We start from the raw sequence: 19,914 nt of genomic DNA on the forward strand, positions 1-19,914 counted from the left end.
ACTTCATGTCATTAATAAATGTTACAAACCTGACGTTTGCCTATGATGGCAGTTACGATAATATTTTTGAAAACGTAAGCTTTCAAATCGACACCGATTGGAAATTAGGATTTACCGGCAGAAACGGTAGAGGGAAGACAACATTTCTCAACTTGCTGCTTGGCAAATATGAATACAGCGGAAATATTTCCGCGCATGTCAGCTTTGAATATTTCCCTTTTCAAGTCGAAAACAAGGAAAATAATACACTTGATGTAATCAACGATATTTTTCCTGACTATATTCACTGGAAATTAATGCGTGAGCTTTCATTGCTTAAGGTTTCTGAGGATGTTTTATATCGGCCCTTCGATTCATTGTCCAACGGAGAGCAAACGAAAGTGCTGCTGGCTACCTTATTTATTAAGGAAAACAGTTTTCTGTTGATTGATGAGCCAACCAATCATCTTGACATGAATGCAAGAAAACTGGTCGGTGATTATCTCAATACGAAAAGCGGATTTATTCTGGTGTCTCACGACAGATCATTTCTTGATAACTGTGTGGACCACATCCTTTCAATCAACAAGACCAATATAGAAATTCAAAAAGGCAATTTTTCCGGTTGGTGGGAAAATAAAAAGCGGCAAGATAACTTTGAGCTTGCAGAGAACGAAAAACTTAGAAAAGACATCAAACGCTTGTCGGAATCTGCTAAACGGACGGGCAACTGGTCACATGAAGTGGAAAAAACAAAAAACGGAACAAGAAATTCCGGTTCCAAGGTAGATAAAGGATATATTGGCCACAAGGCTGCTAAAATGATGAAACGCTCTAAATCAATTGAGCAAAGACAGCAATCCGCTATAGAGGAAAAGTCCAAGCTCCTTAAAAATATCGAAACCTCTGACAGCCTGGAGATTTCGCAACTTGATTTTCATAAAAACCAACTTGCTGAGCTTGATCATGTCTCGATTTTTTACGGCGAGAAGGTAGTTTGCACAGAAATAAGCTTTACGATTGAGCAAGGGGAGCGAATTGCGCTTTCGGGTAAAAACGGCTCCGGAAAATCAAGCATCATCAAACTTATTTGCGGAGAGGATATCAGCTATACGGGCGCCTTCAGGAAGGATAGCCAGTTGGAAATATCCTACGTTTCACAGGACACCTCCCATCTGCAGGGTAATTTATCCGACTATGCTGCAAATAACGGGATTGATGAAAGTCTTTTTAAATCGATTTTAAGAAAGCTTGATTTTTCCAGAGTTCAATTTGAAAAGGATATTTCAGCTTTTAGCGGCGGCCAAAAGAAGAAAGTGCTGATTGCAAAAAGTTTGAGTGAGAAAGCTCATTTGCATATTTGGGATGAACCGCTTAATTTTATTGATGTTATTTCTCGCATGCAGATTGAAGATCTGCTGCTTGAATACTCGCCGACCATTCTTTTTGTGGAGCATGACATGGAATTTTACAAAAATGTTGCAACAAAAATCATTGAACTCTAATGCAATTCGTATTGATGGGGCCTTCGGTATTCGGAAGGGCCCATTTTCATTATATTGGAAAAACGTGGGCAAGAATCACCTGTCGAAAAAATTATCGAATACGCCGACGTTAGGAGCGATGTCAATGAAATTCAGTAGACGAGGCGGAAATGACGTTTGAGGGGTTGACAAAATTGCCGCAAACTCATATAGTTAGTTACATAAGTAATTAACCAGTTTGGTGGTGTGGTCATATGGCTTTTTTGATTGACGACAGCCGCCCGATATTCGTACAAATTGCCGAACGGATCGAGGACGATATTATCGGCGGCGGATTGCCGGAGGAATCGCAAGTTCCTTCGACGAATCAATTCGCCGCTTATTACCAGATCAATCCGGCCACTGCAGCCAAAGGCGTCAATACGTTGGTGGATCAGGGAATTTTGTACAAGAAACGGGGGATCGGCATGTTTGTGGCGACGGGCGCACGTGAAGCGCTGATCGAAAAACGCAAGGAACAATTTTATGAACAGTACGTCGTATCGATGGTTCGCGAGGCAGGGAAGCTTGGCATTACGGCGGAGCAGTTGGCGGATATGATCCGGAAAGGAGAGGGTGAGAAATGAGCAGTATTGTGGAACTGAAGAGTGTGACCAAGTCATTTGGTCAAGTTATGGCGGTGCAGGATATTAGCTTTTCCATGGAACAGGGAAAAATATACGGGCTGCTAGGCCGAAACGGCGCCGGCAAAACGACGATTATGCATATGATCACAGCTCAACTATTTCTGACAAGCGGAGAATTGAAAGTATTCGGGGAAACTCCATACGAGAACAATCGGGTGCTCAATCAGCTATGCTTTGTCAAAGAAGGGCAGAAATATCCGGACAACTTTCGCGTTGTCGACGTGCTGGAGGTGGCGGCTGCGCTGTTCCCCAACTGGGACCGGGAGTATGCTCTCTCGCTGATCGAGGATTTCCGTCTGCCAATGAAGCGACGGGTCAAGAAGCTGTCCCGCGGGATGCTGTCCTCTGTCGGAATCGTGATCGGTCTGGCGAGCAGGGCGCCGCTAACGATATTCGACGAGCCGTATTTGGGACTGGATGCCGTGGCTCGGACGATATTTTATGATCGATTGATCGAGGATTTCGCGGTACACCCAAGGACGATCGTGCTGTCTACCCATTTGATCGACGAAGTAAGCCGGATTTTGGAGCACATTATCGTCATCGATCAAGGAAGGCTGCTGTTGGACGAGGATGCCGACGTTTTGCGCGGGCGGGCATTTACCGTCATAGGTCCGGCAGCAACGGTCGATTCGTTTGCGGAAGGCAAAGATACGATTCAACGGGACACATTCGGCGGTTTTGTATCGACGACAGTCATGGGTAATTTATACGGGACGGATCGCAAGCATGCGGAAGCGCTCGGTCTCGAGATTGCTCCCGTATCGCTTCAGCAGATGATCATCCATCTCACGAACGGCAAATCCGGCAATAAGGCGGTGGAACAACAATGAATCGGGTTAATGGCGTCATTCGCATGCATTTGCGAGACAAAGGCTCATTGCTTTATATGCCATGGCTTATCTTGTGTTTCAGCTTCGTGGTCAATCTGATCATCGGTGCCATGATGAGAGAGGATCATGGGCTTTATACCGGTGGCATAAGCAGCATCTACATTTATATGCTCGTTATCGGTATCATTACGGTCAGTCAAACGTTTCCTTTCGCGCTCGGCATGAGCATCAGAAGGAAGGATTACTTCTGGGGGACGACGGCGGTCATCGTCGGTACGAGCGCCTTGTCCTCCGTGCTGCTGCTCCTGCTCGGCTTTGCCGAATCCGAATTGACCGGCGGGTGGGGGGTTCATTTGCACTTTTTCAAATTGCCTTATTTGAATGACGGCTCGGCGTTTGCCCAGCTATGGATAAGCTTCGCTCTGCAGGTTCACATGTTCTTTCTCGGATTCGTGATTTCCAGCGTGCACCGCCGCTTCGGCAAAACCGGCACATGGATATTGGCGCTGGTCATGTTATTGGTGGGAACTGTCGGCTCTTTCGCTTGCACCTATTACGGTTGGTGGCTGCCGATGTTCGGATGGATTGCCGCGCATAGTGCATTTCAGCTTACGCTGTGGATATTTGCGCTTGCCATCGTGTATGCGATTGCCTCCTACTCGCTGCTGCGCAGAGCGACCGTTTGATAGGATGAATGAAGCCCAGCCGGTCAAAACTGAAGTTTCATAATGAAAGAAGACTAAGGCCGACATGGAAAAATAGACCAAAAGCAAAAATGGTAGTTCAAGGGTGACCCCATGAGCTGCCATTTTTGCTTTCGAAGCTTTTGTGGCCATTTGAAACTAAATCGTTAACCGTGCGAGGCATTACTTTGCTTCCGGATCCGAGGTCTGAAAAGGGCGGCAGCTGCTGTAAAATCCGCAATTTAAGCTTAAAGACCCCGCAGCTCTCGGTCCCACAATTATGAGTTGAAGAGGAAAGGCAAAAATAAAATTTTTAAATACTAAAGAAAAGCAACTTTCAAGCAAGATTCTCCAATGAGATTGTCGGAAAAGTAAGCATTCCCCAATCCATAAAGAGACATAAAGAGAACCATTCCACTCACCATAAGAATAAGTTGAGTAAGTATTCCTTTCAAGGATATCGTGCCAATCAAGCCGCGTGTAAATAAATTATAAAATGTCATGAATACAACCATCCCAAAGCACATCATCAACCCAAAATAAAAATCTTCTTTCTTCGTTGTCGGCAATTTCCATCATCCTTTCTGTTCACCCTTGTTATTATAGCGACAGTGGAAACCTCCTCATAAGTGAACAGTCTGTGAACATTTTGAAGTTGAGTGGATTTTTCTACTTTATGTAATCCATGTTTTTCCAATGTCAGCATTACTAAATCCAACATTTAAAGATTAAAAACCACCCTATTTCCAAGCACAAAAAGTGTCTATAGGATGCCGTTGAAGATGATGCTAGCATAAAGTAAGCAAGCGGAAAGCAATATTAAAGGAGGAACAAACCCATGGACCAAACTGATGGAGGACAACGAAAACAGGGAATTATCGATTGCGATGTACATGTGTATCCCAAAAATGTAGATGAGCTGAAGCAATATATGCCGCAGCCTTGGAGGGATCGCTACAAGCCGGGCGGAAGAGGCTTTTATGAAAATCCAGGTCATGGATCCCGTTTGGATGCAAGACCGCCTGGAGGAGGGGGCACAGGAACAGATCCTGACTTTCTGCGGAAGCAGCTCATCGAGGAATATGGAGTCGATCATGCGATTCTGCTTCCCAGGGCGTTCTGCAATATGCAGCCTGATCCCGATTACGCTTCAGCCATAGCATCGGCCTATAATGACTGGCTGGCTGATACATGGCTTGGCAAATACAACAAGGACGGTGTGTTCAAGGGTTCCATCACCATTGCCCATCAAGATCCTGCGGCCGCTGCCAAAGAAATCGACCGCTGGGCCGGACATCCGCACTTCGTGCAGGTCATGACCGATTCGGGAGCACGAGCACCGTTTGGACAGCGTCAATATTATCTCATCTACGAAGCTTGCGAACGGAACGGATTTCCATTTGCGATTCACCCGGGAACGGACGGAATGGGTATCAATGAACAGCCTTCGCCCGGCTATCCAACCCATTACATCGAATGGCATACTTGTCTGTCATTAAGCTTTCAGGCGCATCTGGTCAGCTTCCTTACCGAGGGTGTATTCGAGAAGTTTCCCAATTTCAAGGTTGTGCTTGTGGAAGGCGGCGTTTCCTGGGTGCCTGCTCTATTGTGGCGTCTGGATGCGGAATATAAAGGATTGCGCTTTGAGGTGCCATGGTTAACCAAACGGCCGTCTGAATATTTGCGTGACCATCTCAGAGTGACATCGCAGCCGATCGAACGTCCGGATAATGACCAGTACTTGCTGCAAATATTGGAGATGATGGATGCCAAAAACATCCTGATGTTTTCCAGCGATTATCCGCATTGGGATTTCGATTCACCGACAAGAGCATTTCCTAAGTTGCCAGAAGAGTTATACAGTCGGATTTTTTCAGACAATGCCAGAGAGTTATATAGGCTGTAGGAGGGAGAACAAAAAATGGCCAATCATCGAGTGGGAACAACCGGAGAGATTCCGCCCGGAGCTAGAAAGATTGTTCAGTTGGAAAACAGGTCAATCGGCGTATTTAATGTTAAAGGAACTTATTATGCACTTCGCAATAACTGTCCGCATCAAGGGGCTCCGCTCTGCCAAGGACGTTTGACGGGGTTGGCTATGCATTCCATGCCGGGTGAATACAACTATGGTCGAGAAGATGAAATCATCAGCTGCCCCTGGCATGGATGGGAGTTCGATCTGACAAACGGCAAGTCTATTTACGATCCTCACAAATGTTTGGTGAAAACCTATGAGGTCATTGTAGAGCCCCGATCTATATCGCAACCAAGGACGGTTACAGCTGCGACGGAGGCCGAACAGGAAACGATGATCGACACATATCCGGTGACTGTGGAGGGCGACTGGGTTATTATTCACATATAAGTCATTATTTTTACTTTAATAATAGAGCGCTTACAATCCATTAGCCTGGATCACTCCACTCATCATAAGGAAAGGAAGTACGGAGAATGAATATGGAAAAGGCAATTCCTCAGCAAAATACAATAACCCGCAGCAGAGCACCCGGTTCGTTCGGATTGTGGCAGCAAATCGTTAAATACCGATACATTTATTTGCTGACACTGCCTGGCTTGCTATATTTTATCGTTTTCAAATTCGGTCCGATGTGGGGTCTGTTGTTATCGTTTCAAAATTATAATCCCTTCCAGGGGTTCTGGGGCAGCGAATGGGTGGGCTTCAAACATTTTCATGAGCTTTTTACAAGCAATAATTTTTACATCATGGCTCGCAATACATTTTTAATCAACATTTTTGGGCTGGTATTTTCTTTTCCGCTGCCGATCCTGCTTGCGCTCATGCTGAATGAAATCCGGCACGAATGGTTTAAACGAATCAATCAAACCATTATTTATTTGCCTCATTTTTTATCCTGGGTGGTCGTGGCAAGCATGACCTTCTTCGTTCTTTCAACCGATGTCGGCATCATCAATAAAATTATTATAGGATTTGGCTTTAAACCGATTTCCTTCCTATCGAACCCGGATTACTTCTGGGGATTAATTACCGTGCAAAGTATTTGGAAGGATGCGGGATGGGGCACAATCATATTTCTGGCCGCCATGGCAGGTATCGATCCTCAGCGTTATGAGGCAGCTGTTGTGGACGGCGCAACTCGGATGAAGCAGATCTGGCATATCACCTTGCCAGCGATTCGTCCCACCATCATCATCCTGCTCATATTGCGGCTGGGCCACATAGCCGATGTCGGGTTCGAGCAGCTGCTGCTTATGCAGAATCCGATTGTCCTTCCGGTTGCAGAAGTGTTCGATACCTATGCTTTTAGTCAAGGTATCGTTCGCGGGCAGATTAGTGTAGGGGTTACTGTCGGCATGTTTAAAGGCGCGGTTGGGTTGATCTTAGTGATGGGCTCCAATTATATAATCAAGAAACTGGGCCATGAGGGTATCTACTAACTGAGAAAGGGGGAGGGGTTATGAGTTTCGTTCAGAAGAAAAGGCTAACGTTCGGTGATTATGTAAATTACTCGCTGTTGCTGCTGATTTCATTCGTTTGCGTATTTCCCTTTTTGTATGTATTCAGTGTGTCCTTTACCGATCCGGCAACATATATTCCGCTTCAATTTTATGTATTTCCGGAAAAATGGTCACTGTCGGCATACAAGTACATTTTGTCCACGAACAGCTTTATTAATGCGATGAACAGTACGGTTTTCATTACGGTTGCAGGAACGTTTCTAAATCTGATATTTACCTTTACAATGGCCTACGGATTGACCAAAACTGGGCTTCCGGGGCATCGAATCATGATGAGAGCCGTCGTGTTTACATTGGTATTCAGTGCAGGTCTTGTACCAAGTTATTTGCTGGTTAAGCAATTAGGCCTGCTGAATTCCTACTGGGCCCTTATTTGGCCGAGCCTGACGAATGCCTGGAGCTTGATTGTGGTCAAAAGTTTTATGGATTCGCTACCCTCTGAGCTGGAGGATGCGGCACGAATAGACGGCTGCACCGATTTGGGCGTATTCTTACGCATTGTCATTCCGCTCTCTATGCCGGCGATTGCTGCATTTACGCTATTTTTCGCTGTCGCTCACTGGAATACTTACTTTAATGCTCTCATTTATTTATCGGATTCAAAAAAATGGACGCTGCAGGTTCTTGTAAAGACGTTGGTCATTGACTCTGATTCCAATGGTGTAGGTGCGTCAGGAGCCAGCGATCAAGGTAGAGTGCCGCAGGAAACGATTCGTATGGCGGCGATTATGCTGTCTATGGCGCCAATTCTGGTCGTCTATCCGTTTTTGCAGAAGTATTTTGCAAAAGGTGTAATGTTGGGTTCGATAAAAGGATGAGCAACGCATTATTGTGATACAAATATTCTCCTGTAAAATGTTTAGTTTAATCCTTACAAACAAAATGGAGGTTTTGTACAATGAGTGGACAATCCAAACTGCAAGTGGCCTATGGGGCTGTATATTTCCGGAAGTCGAATCCGCCTGAACAGGATTGGGAACGAGATTACGCTCAGGCAGCGAAGGACGGGATGAACATATTCCGGCATTGGTTCATGTGGGGTAATATTGAAGTTGCCCCTGGCGTATACGATTGGGAGGAATATGACCGGCATATGGATCTGGCTGCCCAATATGGGATCCGCACGATCATTGCCGAGATGATGACTTTTATCCCCCAATGGATGTACCGTACACATAGCCATCTTTTGCAGGTTCAGGCTGACGGCAGCAGGGTGCAAAGCGGGATGAATGCAAGCAGTGCGACGGGAGGTTCGGCAGGCGGCTCAGGAAGCTCAGGAGGAGCTCTTTGCCTTGATTTTGCGGAAGCGAAAGATTTGGCAGGACGATTCTTGCGGGAGCTGGTAAACCGTTACAAAGACCACCCGGGCATGTACGGGTACGATGTATGGAATGAATGCAACTACAGCGCCAACATTGGTTACGCTACGGCAACACAGGCCGAATTCAGAAAATGGCTGGAACTGAAATACGGAAGCTTGAAGAAGCTGAATAAAGCTTGGAACCGTTATACGTATGCCGATTGGGAGGATGTGCAGGCGCCAGTGCAAATCGCACAATTTCCCGAGTGCATGGATTGGCTGCAGTTCAAGAAAGAGAATTTCCACAATCATATGCAATGGCGTATCGACTTGATCCGCAGCCTCGATACTAATAATTTGATTACCGCTCACGGGATTGTGGCCACCCTTGAAACGATGGCATCCGGTGGATCCGACGACTGGCTGGCTGCATCTAAGGTCGAGAGCTATGGGATGACTTGGGTAACCGCCCGCAAAGGCAGCGAGCCGTGGAAGCAGGCACAAGCGATCGACTTGCTGAGGGCTTCATCGCGAGAAAAGCCTTTCTGGCATGCCGAAATGCAAGGGGGACCGTTGTGGCTGCAGCCGCAGGTGATCGGTCGTGCCAAGGAGGATGGACGGGTAGCGACTCCGGAGGATATTCGTTTGTGGAACATGACATCGCTTGCAGGAGGTGCGCGTGGCATCCTGTACTTGCGTTGGAGGTCGCTCTTGGACGGACCGCTTTTCGGTGCTTTCGGTCTTTATGACACGAATGGGCTGCCGAATCCGCGTTCGGAGATGGCCAGTTCCATTGCCCGGTGGTCGAATGCACCCGAACAAGCAGGTCTGATGAGCGGTCAGCCGATTCGCGGCGATATTGGCATAATCGTAGTTCCTGAAACGCAGGTGTTCAATCATACTATTGCTCAGGCCGGTGAAGGCAAGTTTTACACCAAGTGTATGTGGGGAGCCTATCGCGGATTTTTTGACAACCATATCCAGGCGGATTGGGTACATATTGAACATATTGATGAGTACGGCACTTTATATTTACCGTACCCGATCATGTTAACAGCCGATCAGGCTGAGCAATTGGCGGATTGGGTGAAAGGCGGCGGGACTTTGATTTCGGAGGGCTGTCCGGCCTACTTCGGGGACCGCGGGACAGTGGGCGTCGTCCAGCCTAACTTCGGTTTGGACCAGGTGTTCGGCACCGTTCAGCATGAAGTCGAATTTATGCCGGATATCGCGCATACATTGACGTTTGATTGGGGAGGGGAACGGATTGGCGGCGGCTTATTCCGGCAATCCTACAAGCCGACAACCGGCAACGTTACCGGCACCTATCCCGATGGAAACACGGCTGTTGTCGAGCATACATACGGTGAAGGCAAAACATTGTTGATCGGAACCTTTCCTTCGGAAGCTTATTATCGCACCCAAGATGAGGGTACGCGCCGTTTTTTCCGGAGCCTCCTTGATTGGGCGGGGATAAGGCCACAGGTTCTAGTCGACTCCGAACATCTCCGCGTGAGACTGCAAAGCGGAGACGGCGGCAATTATGCATGGATCCTTAATCCCCATTATGAACCGGTAAGCTCAGTCATTGAGATTTCCGATGAGTTCGCTCCGGCAGCCTTGGGTGAAGTGTTATGGGGAGAATACAGCGGCAGCATGGAGGAGGGCCGATTCGAGATTACGGTGCCTGCTAAGGATGTAGTGATTCTAAAACTGTAATAGATAAAACTCTAGGAGGAGAACAAATGGAAAAACAATTTAGTCTCCATAAAACAGCGGCTGTGGTGTCGGCGATGACTCTGATGATGGGAGTAATGGCAGGATGCAGCGGAGGCGACCAGAAAGCAGCGGAACCGGTCAAAGGGGATACCAAAGCGCCTATCAGTATCAAATTACTTGCCCCGTTGTATGAAGAAGTACCCGATTTGAAAAATAAATACTGGACCGAGCTGCAAAAAATGACGAACTCACAGCTTGATATTCAATGGATTCCTTCCGGTGATTATGATACCAAATTTGATCTCGTACTCGCTTCCGGAGATATTCCGGAGGTGATTGTCGGTACGGCACAGAGTCGCCCTACTCTTGTATCCGCTATCAAACAAGGCGCGTTCTGGGACTTGACGCCGTTCCTGGGTGATTTTAAGGACTATCCGAATCTTAAGAAAAATGCCGATCTTGGTGTATTTAAATTCACGAAGGTAGACGGTAAAATATGGGGCGTCCCTCGTATGCGTTCTGTAATTGATATAAGTCTAAAATTCCGCAAAGATTGGGCCGATAAATTAGGCCTTCCTATTCCAAAGACGCTGGATGAATATGCAGCCACGGTGAAGAAAATCATTGACAGCGATCCGGATGGAAACGGCAAAAAGGATACGCTGGGCTTAATTGGTCATGGAGGTATTGTCGATGATGCTACAGGCGGTTTTCAAGCTGCATTTGGTGCATTCACTCCTACTTACGATGAGGACAAAGGACTAATTCATCACACTCTGACTCCTCAATATGTAGAGATGGTCGGTTGGTTTAACACGCTGTATAAGGACGGTATTATCCCTCAGGAGTTTTCTGTAATGAAGAAGACACAAGCAGAAGAACTATTCAATACGGGCCGCGCTGTATCTTACGGACGCAATACTTGGCGTGACTGGAGTATGGAGCAGGAGATAAAGAAGGTGCAAAAGGATGCTGAAGTCGTCAGCCTGCAGCTGCAGGGTCCTAAAGGCGCCAACATCGCACTATCAAGAGGATATTTTGGCGCGTTCTATATTTCCAAGAAAGTACCGGAGGCGAAGGTAAAACAAATCGTGAAGTTCTTTGATTCTACGGCAGCACCGGAAGTGATGGCATTCGGTTACCAAGGAATTCCCGATGTTCACTACAAGCTGGTAGATGGACAGCCACAACTGACCGAGCTGGGAATGAAGGAGGTCAATGTCACTAGTTTACAGCCTTTGGCACTTGCCGAGGATAGGTGGTCTAAGGTGAATAATCCATCAGCCCCGAAGGCATATAACGATGCGAAGAAGAAGCAGGTTGAGATCTACGAGAAAATAGGAATGAAAAATCAATTTGAGTGGCTTGTCTCCGATACTTGGACATCAACGTGGCCTAAGTATGACAGTGAATTCAAAACGAAGCAGACCCAAGCCATTGTAGGTCAAATTACTATGGATGAATTTAAAGCCTATGTGGAAAAATTGCGTAAAACGCCTGAATTGAAGAAAGCATTTCAAGAATTTACCGCGGCAGAGAAGGAATTTAATAAGAATTAATGAATTTGTTCAGCAAGAGGGTGAGGCCTCGATGCCTCACCCGTTTTATCGAATTATAGGACTCTAAAGGAGGTTTCCATGGTTAATCGTTTGCATGATTTTTGGAAAGCCCTATTCTCCAAATCGGCTGATTATAAGGGGGGATTTTTGTCCAGAATGATTTGGTTTGGCTGTATTTCGGCATGTATTCCGGTGATAGTAGGAGGGACCTTTTACTACCAGACCTCAATGAGCCAAATGTACAAGCAGATCAGGGACGAAAGTCAAGTCTCGTTATCCTTAGTTAACGACCGGTTAGAACGTGAATTGGAGCGGGTCGAACAGGAGTCTTTAAACCTAGCCATGGATCCCATTGTATCGGATACTTTCTACTCTTCAACTATTAAAGGGCAATACATCAATCAAAAGCTTATACTGGATATCCTTTCACGTAAAAAAAATGCAACGAATGTGATAGGCGATATTCTTCTTTACAATGTGGAAGCCTCATTGGTATTGTCCAATGAATATGGGCATATCTCCTATGAGGAATACAGATTTCGCAAGGACCTGGATGCCGCTGTCGCATCACCCAGACAGTCGGAATGGGTAATTTCGCCTGATTCCAAGAAGGACGGCTTTGTCTCATTTACAAGGCAGCTGCCCATTATTTCACTTGAAAAAGTAAAGGGGGCCATCGTTTTCCAGGCGAAAGAAAATGAGTTGAAAAGATACTTACTGGACTCCATATCTTTTATTCCGGGTCAAGAAATCATTGTTCTTGATACTCAAAACAAGATTATGCTTCACTCGAAAAAGATCGAATTATTGGGAACCAAGATAGCTGATGATACTGCTGTTAGAAACATTCTTGAATCCATGGATAAATCGGGAAATTTCTTTGCCAACAACTTGACAGGCGAGCAAACGTTGTATACCTATGTCAAATCCCCTTTGGGCCGAACCTACATAGCTACCCTTCCGAAAAAAGAAATTGATAACCGCATGAGCTGGGTGCGATGGGTAACGGTATTCGCGGTACTGTTGTTGCTCGGAATCGGTGTATTGATCAGCTATGTGAATACCCGAAGAGCTTACAATCCGATCGACCATCTGATCAAATATGGTAAAAGCTTGAGTCACGGGCGGATAGTTAGCAGCAATGATAACGAACTAAGTTACATCAAAGAATGCCTTAACTTTTTGAGCAAAGAGTCTGAGCAGTTAGCCGACTATTTGAGTCGAATGGAGCCCGGACTGCGGGAACGTTTTTTTCACAAGTTGTTGGGTAACGAATATGGCGTACTTAACTCGCTTAATGAGGATTGCCAGCGTTTCGGTATTGCCGTGACGGGCAGTTATATGGTGCTGGTTGCCGATGTGGAGCATTATTACCGGGAAAAACGATTCATGCCTAAGGATAAGCCCGTGGTCGGCTTTGCCATTGCCAATGTGATGGAAGAGCTGTTGAATGATCACCCGTCCTTAGAGGGATACGTGGTGAATTGTAATCAGAACCGGGGAATCGTGATCATGCACCACTGTAATAAAACAACTTATGATCAATTTGTTCAAGATACCAAACAGTATGCGACCATTGTATGCGAAGCTCTGCGCAAATATTTGTCGCTTCAAGTATCGATAGGCATAGGAAAAGTGTACTCACATGCAGCGGATATTCCGGTTTCCTACAGGGAGGCGCTGGTAGCGTTGCAATATCGGATGTATCGTGATACGAAACCGGTGCTTTTTATTGAAGATTTGGAAATTACAAAAAAAAAGACAGCCGTCTTCTACCCTCGGGCTGAAGAGAAGGCCATTTTGTCCTGCTTATCCAAAGACGAATTGGATGGAGCACAGGAAGCACTTCAAGCCTTTGCCGACGCTCTGCGCGGTTCTGAGTCTTATAATTTTATTTATCAGGCTTATCACGTGCTGCTTTCTTCTATTATCGATTCGATTGAACAGAGCGGAGTCAGTATCCTTGATATTTTAGAAAATAACTTGTTTGATCAATTGAAGGGGAGGCAAACACAATCAGAAATTTATGATTGGTTTGTCGATGTATGTTTTCCGCTATATAAAAGACTGATTGATCAAACGACTGAATCCGCAAAAATGGGAATTAAACGCGTCTGCCAGTATATCAAGGATAATATTCAAACCGATATCTCTCTGACCATATGTTCAGAACTGATAAGGATGAGTCCTTCTCATGTGAGCCGGTTGTTTAAAAAGGAAATGGGAGTATCATTTGTAGAATATGTGACTACTTGCAAAATGGAGGAAGCGAAGAGACTGCTTCTGGAGACCGAATACACTGTGAACGATATTGCAATATTGATTGGATATTCCGAGCGGAATTTAAGTCGTATATTCCAACGTTTTATGAAGCAATCGCCAGGTCATTACCGAAACAATCATAGATAGGCTGATTGAGCTATCGGAAAACCGTATATTTTTATTGAAGGAGTGATTTAGATGTTAAGAGCTATGATCCGAATTGATGAGCCAGCAGCGCCTATTGTTTTTGCCGCCGAACAACTGAAGCTTGTATTGCTGGAAAGAAACATTGAAGTCGTTTGGGAGGCAAGCTACGTGTCTCCCGCTAGTTCGGAACCAATTCGCTTCGAATTGGCTACTTTGAATTCGCTTCAGGCGGATGTCGGTCCTCTGCCGTCATTGGACCCTGAAGGCTATGTCGTACGAATACAGCAAGTGGAAGGACAGACCTTGTGCAGGGTGATCGGGGCCGATGCAACCGGCACGATGTATGGCGGACTCGACGTTGCGGAAGCCATTCGCCACGGAGAAACCATCGACGAACTTCGGGATTATCATAAGAATCCATTCATCTCACGCCGCGGAATCAAGTTTAATATCCCCTTGGACGCGCGTACGCCAAGCTATTCCGATAACGGAGATGCAGCCCAGCATAATATTGCGGAGATGTGGAGCAAGCCATTCTGGGAGGAATTTCTCGATCAGATGGCGCTGCACAGGTTTAATACGCTATCTCTCTGGAACTTGCATCCCTTTCCCTCCATGGTACAAGTTCCCGAATACCCGGACATCGCTTTACAGGATGTGAAGCGGACGACGGTGCCCTTTAAGGCCGAAATTCGGGGGCAGGGAATGTCGACGGCGGAAACGTTGTCCCACCTGACAACCGTTAAGGAAATGTCCATTGCAGAAAAAATATCGTTTTGGCGCGAAGTTATGCAATATGCCTCTGATCGAGGTGTTCAGATATACATTATAACATGGAATATTTTTACATACGGAACGGAAGGCAATCGTTACGGTATCGACGATCGCCAGAATAACGAAACCACCATCGATTATTTTCGGGCAAGCGTCCGAAGCCTGTTGGAAACGTACCCTCTCTTGGCCGGGATTGGCGTCACTGCGGGTGAAAACATGCAGCACCTGGAATCGCCTTATTCGGATGAGGAGTGGCTGTGGCGCACCTATGGCGAAGCGGTGATGGATATCAAACGGGACAATCCGGAACGACGAATCCACTTCATCCACAGAGCCCATGAAACCTCTTTATCCACCATTAAAGAAGCTTTTCGGGCATATCCCGACACGTTTACTTACAGCTATAAATATTCACTGGCACATATGTACTCGTCGGTAACCCCGCCTTTTATTTACAAGGATGGTTTTATCCGAGAATTGCCCAAAGGAAACAAAACATGGCTCACCGTGAGGGATGACGATTTCTATTACTTCCGGTGGGGGAATCCGGAATTTGCCAGACAATATATTCTGGGAATGCCGCCATCGGACCAGCTTGCAGGGTTCTACATGGGGCCGGACGGCATAATCTGGGGACGCGAATTCGTCAGTACAGAACCCGATTCCCCGCGGCAATCGATGATTGCAAAGTTGTGGTACTGCTTTTCGATTTGGGGACGCTTGTCCTACGATCCTGCCCTTCCGGATCAGCTGTTTGTTAGACAACTGGGTGCCCGCTATCCGGAGGTAGGTTCACGGCCCCTATACGAGGCATGGACGACTGCCTCCAAAATTATTCCGCTCGTGACGACGTTTCATTGGAAAGGCAACAGCCTGGATTTTCAGTGGTATCCGGAGGCTTGCTACAGCAACCCGGGCTACAAAGGGTTTCATACGGTTGAACATTTCATCGAGGATGCGCCTATGCCAGACAGCGGTCTTATGGGCATTCCAGAATATGTGGATCATCTCCGAAGCCAGCGGCCGATGTGGGGGATTACCCCGCTGCAGGTTGTAGACGATCTGCACACCTATGCCCGCAGAACGTTACAACTGATCGACGGGATAGGGGGAGGAAAAGATAAGGAATTGCGGCTGCTTCTCGGTGATCTGCAAGCGATGTCTTTCCTTGGGCATTATTATGCAGCTAAGATCAAGGGGGCAGTGGAATTGCATCTATACCGAACGAGTTCAGATCTAGATTGTCAGCGCCGGTCCATGGAGTACTTACTGCAAGCCTCCGCATACTGGAAGGAATATGCCTCATTAACAGCCAAACAATATGTTCCGCAAATTTTGACACGGCAAGGCTCTAAAACCGTGGACGTCCAACAGCTTTCAGAGCAGGTAGATAAGGATATCACCATAGCCGCGGGGAATATAAGTCAAGAGTAAGCACCCGGAAGCTGGGGGGGCTATGAACCGAACGTAAAGGCGAGTGGAACGGACTTGTCCGATGCGGTATAGTGAAAGGGAAGACCGCTTCTGGACGCGGTCTTCCGAATACTGTAACGGAAGAGGGAGAAGACGCCCATGCTGTTCATCGATAACCGCGGCATTACCGACCCGGCGCTTAACCTGGCGCTGGAAGAATACGCTCTGAAACATTTTCCTGCGAACGAGGACTATTTGCTCTTCTATATTAACGAGCCGTCCATCATTATCGGTAAAAACCAAAATACGGTCGAAGAAATAAACGCCGCCTACGTGAAGGAGAACGGCATTCATATCGTTCGCCGTCTGTCAGGAGGAGGCGCCGTGTATCACGACCTCGGCAACCTGAACTTCAGCTTCATCACGAACGACGACGGCAAGTCGTTTCACAATTACCGCAAGTTTACGGAGCCGGTCGTGCAGGCGCTCCGAGGACTCGGTGTCGAGGCGGAGCTTACAGGACGCAACGACATTCAAGTCGGCGAACGCAAAATATCCGGCAATGCGCAGTATTCCACAAAAGGCCGGATGTTCAGCCACGGTACGCTCATGTTCGAATCGAAAATCGATAATGTCGTTTCGGCGCTAAACGTGAACCCGGTGAAGATCCAATCCAAGGGTGTAAAATCGATTCGAAGCCGGGTAGCGAACATTTCCGAATTTTTGCGTGAGCCGATCTCGATCGGGGAGTTCAAGCGGCGGCTTCTCCAATCCATATTCGGCGGTTACGACATACCCGAGTACAAGCCCGCAGAGTCGGAATGGGAAGCGATCCGGGAGCTCGCAGACGAGCGGTATCGCAATTGGGACTGGAACTACGGCAAATCGCCGTCATTTAACGTCCGCAAAACGCAGCGGATCGAGGGGGCCGGAACGTTCGACATCCGGCTTAACGTGGAAGGCGGCATAATTGTCGAGGCAGCCGTATACGGCGACTTCTTCGGAGCCTGGGGCGTGAACGAATTTACGGACAAGCTGATCGGCATCAAATACGACGAAGCTGCAGTCCGGGCGCTGCTTAGCGAGGTTGAATTAACCCGATATTTCGGCGCGGTTACGGAGGAGCAATGGCTGGAATTGATGTTCTAGCTTTTGGGGACATGCCGAGGCTGTGCAGCGCGACGCCGTGCCGCTCCTCGGCTTTATGTCGGTTAATAATAATATGATTTTATTGTGAGTCGCTTTAATTGCGGCTCTTTTTAGTTAATGTTGTTAAATATCTATCTTTGAGCAAAGATATATAATTAATGATATTAATATTTAATGACAAGAATGGTTTGAGTTTAACCTCGAATTGCAGAATAGCAGTAGCATTTACAAAATATGCTCATTTCGACCCCAGCATGATGTCGTTAAGCCGATTGAGTTTAAGTATTAGTATAAATCATATCGGTTAGATGGAAACATTACGCAAAGATTTTCCGTCTAATAAGCATATGAATGTCAGGGGGTTGCCAAAATGAACGATAATTTTAGAAAAAGCAAACTTCTTGCGGCGGGAATGCTGCTTGTATTGATCGTGACTGCGTGTGCCAATCCTTCTGCTGCACCGATTTCAATGGAAAAACGACAAGCCGCGGCGGCTGGGATCGATTCGCGTATCGTCAAAGCAAGCAACGAGTTCGGCATGCAGCTCCATCGGCAGCTGGTCCAATCGGAGCAGAACAAGAAGAACATATTCATTTCGCCGGCCAGCATTTCTTTGGCGCTCGCCATGACTTACAACGGCAGCAAGGGGGAAACGCAAATCGCGATGGCCAAAACGATGGGTTGGCAAGGCATGTCCCTTGACGAACTGAATCGGGGCAACGAGACGCTCATCTCCCTTTTGCAGCAGCCGGGCAGCGGCGTTCAAGTACGAATTGCCAATTCGCTTTGGTCACGTAAAGGAAAATCGTTTCACAGCGATTTCATGAAAACCAACCAGTCGTTTTACGATGCTAAAGCAACCGAACTCGATTTTAACAACCCGAAAGCTCCTGATACGATCAATGACTGGGTAAAAAAGAATACCAACGGAAAAATTCCTAAAATGATCGAATCCATCGATCCTATGGAAGTCTTGATCCTGATGAATGCAGTCTATTTCAATGGCGGGTGGAAAAAGGAATTCCAACCTTCCGCAACGAAAGAAGAAAGCTTCAAGCTGCAGGACGGTTCCACCAAGCAGGTGCAGATGATGGCGCAGACAGGTACCTACGAATATTTGCAGGAAGAGGGATTTCAAGCCATTCGCTTGCCATATGGAGACGGTCAGATGAACATGCTGGTCATTCTTCCGGATGAATCGTCTTCTTTGGGTGCTGTCCATGAAAAGCTTTGGATAAATCATAGCCGCTTGCACCAGCCGTTCCAGCAGAAGCAAGGCGAGATCAAGCTTCCCCGTTTCAAGATTGAATATAGCGAACAGTTGAAAGAACCGCTCAAGGCCATGGGCCTGACGCTGCCCTTCGACGAGGTCAAGGCGGACTTTTCCGGCATGGCCCCTGTTCCGCCCAACCTGTTCATCAGTATGGTAACACATAAAACGTTCGTCGAGGTCAATGAAAAAGGAACGGAGGCAGCGGCGGTCACTTCGGTACATATGTCAGCGACTTCCGCTCCGATCGATAAACCGTTCCAGATGACGATAAACCGGCCGTTCTTCTTTGCGATTGAAGACCGCCAGACCGACGCATGGCTTTTTGTAGGGTCCGTGGTCGAACCATAAACGACTTACGTGAACTGCACCTATCCGACTTCCCAGTATTTGAACTTGCGCTGTGGGTATTCGCGCTTGCTTTCGTGTATGCGATTTTCACAGATGAATTCCGTCCGTAGCGATTCGATTCCGGGCGGCTTTTTTTATAAAAAATATTGACGTTTCTGTGAACTTTGTGAATAATATATAGCATAAGGGAGATGATTAAACTTGAAAAATAATACGCAAATCCTGCATGCAGTAAAGATTGTAGGCATTTCGCTGCTCACCATAGGAATTGTCCTGTTTGTACTTGGCTTTTTTGGAAGCAATTACAGCAATCTGACTGCAATTGGTATAGGCACCATTTCTGGCGCCGTACTCATTTTTGTAATGGGAATGTTCTTTGTTGCAACGGAAGAAATGCTGACGAAAGCCGGAGAGGGGAATAAAAGCTAATAAAGAGCGCCGGCAACGACGCTCCTTATTGTTGCTCAGGAAATGATACGCAGCTATTTCTGCAGATAACCGGGGCTCGGTTTCAGCTTAGAATCATATATAGCCCCAGACCATACATAATAAAGTACCGAAGATGGTAACCAATGCTATGGCTAATGCGTAGTAGATGTTCGTATAAATGGCCCCTCGGTCCCCGGTTTCACCTGCATGCATAAATACAACGAGTTGAAGGCCTGCCTGGATGAATGCTGTTACAAGGAGTATCGTCATGCCGACGGCAAAGGACATGTCCATAAAGTAAACGGTAAGTGCAACGGCCGTCAGGATGATCGAGGATACGAAACCCATTACTTGTTTGCACGGAAACAGTTGTGTCAT

17 protein-coding genes are annotated in these 19,914 nt (G+C 46.8%); 15 read left to right on the forward strand and 2 right to left on the reverse strand.

What is annotated here, in order from left to right; genetic code table 11:
• The first annotated feature begins 5 nt into the window (after positions 1-5).
• The 4 genes from E1757_RS28870 to E1757_RS28885 all read left to right on the forward strand — a co-directional run bounded on the left by E1757_RS28870 (position 6) and on the right by E1757_RS28885 (position 3,668).
• Positions 6-1,484 (forward strand): Lsa family ABC-F type ribosomal protection protein, encoded by a 1,479-nt coding sequence (locus tag E1757_RS28870; RefSeq protein WP_133234776.1) that lies wholly within the window; start codon positions 6-8, stop codon positions 1,482-1,484.
• A 233-nt stretch (positions 1,485-1,717) separates the two neighbouring features.
• Positions 1,718-2,089: a GntR family transcriptional regulator gene (locus tag E1757_RS28875; protein WP_133234778.1), complete on the forward strand. Its 372-nt coding sequence runs from the start codon at positions 1,718-1,720 to the stop codon at positions 2,087-2,089.
• Positions 2,086-2,982: an ABC transporter ATP-binding protein gene (locus tag E1757_RS28880; RefSeq protein WP_133234781.1), complete on the forward strand. Its 897-nt coding sequence runs from the start codon at positions 2,086-2,088 to the stop codon at positions 2,980-2,982. The genes E1757_RS28875 and E1757_RS28880 overlap by 4 nt, the downstream gene beginning before the upstream one ends.
• On the forward strand, positions 2,979-3,668 hold the full coding sequence (locus E1757_RS28885; protein ID WP_133234783.1) for a hypothetical protein: 690 nt from the start codon (positions 2,979-2,981) through the stop codon (positions 3,666-3,668). Before E1757_RS28880 ends, E1757_RS28885 begins: the two co-directional genes overlap by 4 nt.
• Positions 3,669-3,985: 317 nt before the next feature.
• On the opposite strand, the gene E1757_RS37435 is transcribed toward E1757_RS28885, so the two are convergent.
• Positions 3,986-4,195, reverse strand: coding sequence for a hypothetical protein (locus E1757_RS37435; protein WP_484217466.1), 210 nt, complete (start codon positions 4,193-4,195; stop codon positions 3,986-3,988).
• A 308-nt stretch (positions 4,196-4,503) separates the two neighbouring features.
• Between E1757_RS37435 and E1757_RS28895 the strand changes: the two genes are divergently transcribed.
• The 11 genes from E1757_RS28895 to E1757_RS28945 all read left to right on the forward strand — a co-directional run bounded on the left by E1757_RS28895 (position 4,504) and on the right by E1757_RS28945 (position 19,536).
• Positions 4,504-5,571, forward strand: a complete 1,068-nt coding sequence (locus E1757_RS28895; protein ID WP_133234786.1) for an amidohydrolase family protein — start codon at positions 4,504-4,506, stop codon at positions 5,569-5,571.
• 15 nt (positions 5,572-5,586) lie between these two features.
• Positions 5,587-6,030: a Rieske (2Fe-2S) protein gene (locus E1757_RS28900; RefSeq protein ID WP_133234789.1), complete on the forward strand. Its 444-nt coding sequence runs from the start codon at positions 5,587-5,589 to the stop codon at positions 6,028-6,030.
• A gap of 86 nt (positions 6,031-6,116) precedes the next feature.
• Complete coding sequence (locus E1757_RS28905) at positions 6,117-7,082, forward strand: ABC transporter permease (protein ID WP_133234792.1); 966 nt, start codon at positions 6,117-6,119, stop codon at positions 7,080-7,082.
• A 20-nt stretch (positions 7,083-7,102) separates the two neighbouring features.
• Positions 7,103-7,981, forward strand: a complete 879-nt coding sequence (locus E1757_RS28910; protein WP_133234795.1) for a carbohydrate ABC transporter permease — start codon at positions 7,103-7,105, stop codon at positions 7,979-7,981.
• Between the two features lie 80 nt (positions 7,982-8,061).
• Positions 8,062-10,182, forward strand: a complete 2,121-nt coding sequence (locus E1757_RS28915; protein ID WP_133234798.1) for a beta-galactosidase — start codon at positions 8,062-8,064, stop codon at positions 10,180-10,182.
• A gap of 26 nt (positions 10,183-10,208) precedes the next feature.
• The gene (locus E1757_RS28920; protein WP_133234801.1) at positions 10,209-11,741 is read left to right on the forward strand and encodes a type 2 periplasmic-binding domain-containing protein; all 1,533 of its coding nucleotides are present in this window, start codon (positions 10,209-10,211) and stop codon (positions 11,739-11,741) included.
• 78 nt (positions 11,742-11,819) lie between these two features.
• Positions 11,820-14,150 (forward strand): helix-turn-helix domain-containing protein, encoded by a 2,331-nt coding sequence (locus E1757_RS28925; RefSeq protein ID WP_133234804.1) that lies wholly within the window; start codon positions 11,820-11,822, stop codon positions 14,148-14,150.
• Between the two features lie 51 nt (positions 14,151-14,201).
• Positions 14,202-16,358, forward strand: coding sequence for a carbohydrate-binding family 6 protein (locus E1757_RS28930; RefSeq protein WP_133234807.1), 2,157 nt, complete (start codon positions 14,202-14,204; stop codon positions 16,356-16,358).
• 138 nt (positions 16,359-16,496) lie between these two features.
• Positions 16,497-17,486 (forward strand): lipoate--protein ligase, encoded by a 990-nt coding sequence (gene lplA, locus E1757_RS28935; protein WP_133234810.1) that lies wholly within the window; start codon positions 16,497-16,499, stop codon positions 17,484-17,486.
• A 370-nt stretch (positions 17,487-17,856) separates the two neighbouring features.
• Positions 17,857-19,107, forward strand: a complete 1,251-nt coding sequence (locus E1757_RS28940) for a serpin family protein (RefSeq protein WP_133234812.1) — start codon at positions 17,857-17,859, stop codon at positions 19,105-19,107.
• A gap of 201 nt (positions 19,108-19,308) precedes the next feature.
• Positions 19,309-19,536 carry a hypothetical protein gene (locus E1757_RS28945; RefSeq protein WP_133234814.1) on the forward strand — a complete coding sequence of 76 codons (228 nt, stop codon included), beginning with the start codon at positions 19,309-19,311 and terminating at the stop codon, positions 19,534-19,536.
• A gap of 93 nt (positions 19,537-19,629) precedes the next feature.
• Here E1757_RS28945 and qoxD read toward each other — a convergent pair whose 3' ends face one another.
• Positions 19,630-19,914 (reverse strand): cytochrome aa3 quinol oxidase subunit IV, encoded by a 285-nt coding sequence (gene qoxD / locus E1757_RS28950; RefSeq protein ID WP_133234816.1) that lies wholly within the window; start codon positions 19,912-19,914, stop codon positions 19,630-19,632.

The organism is Paenibacillus piri, assembly GCF_004354045.1.
Lineage (GTDB): Bacteria > Bacillota > Bacilli > Paenibacillales > NBRC-103111 > Paenibacillus_S > Paenibacillus_S piri.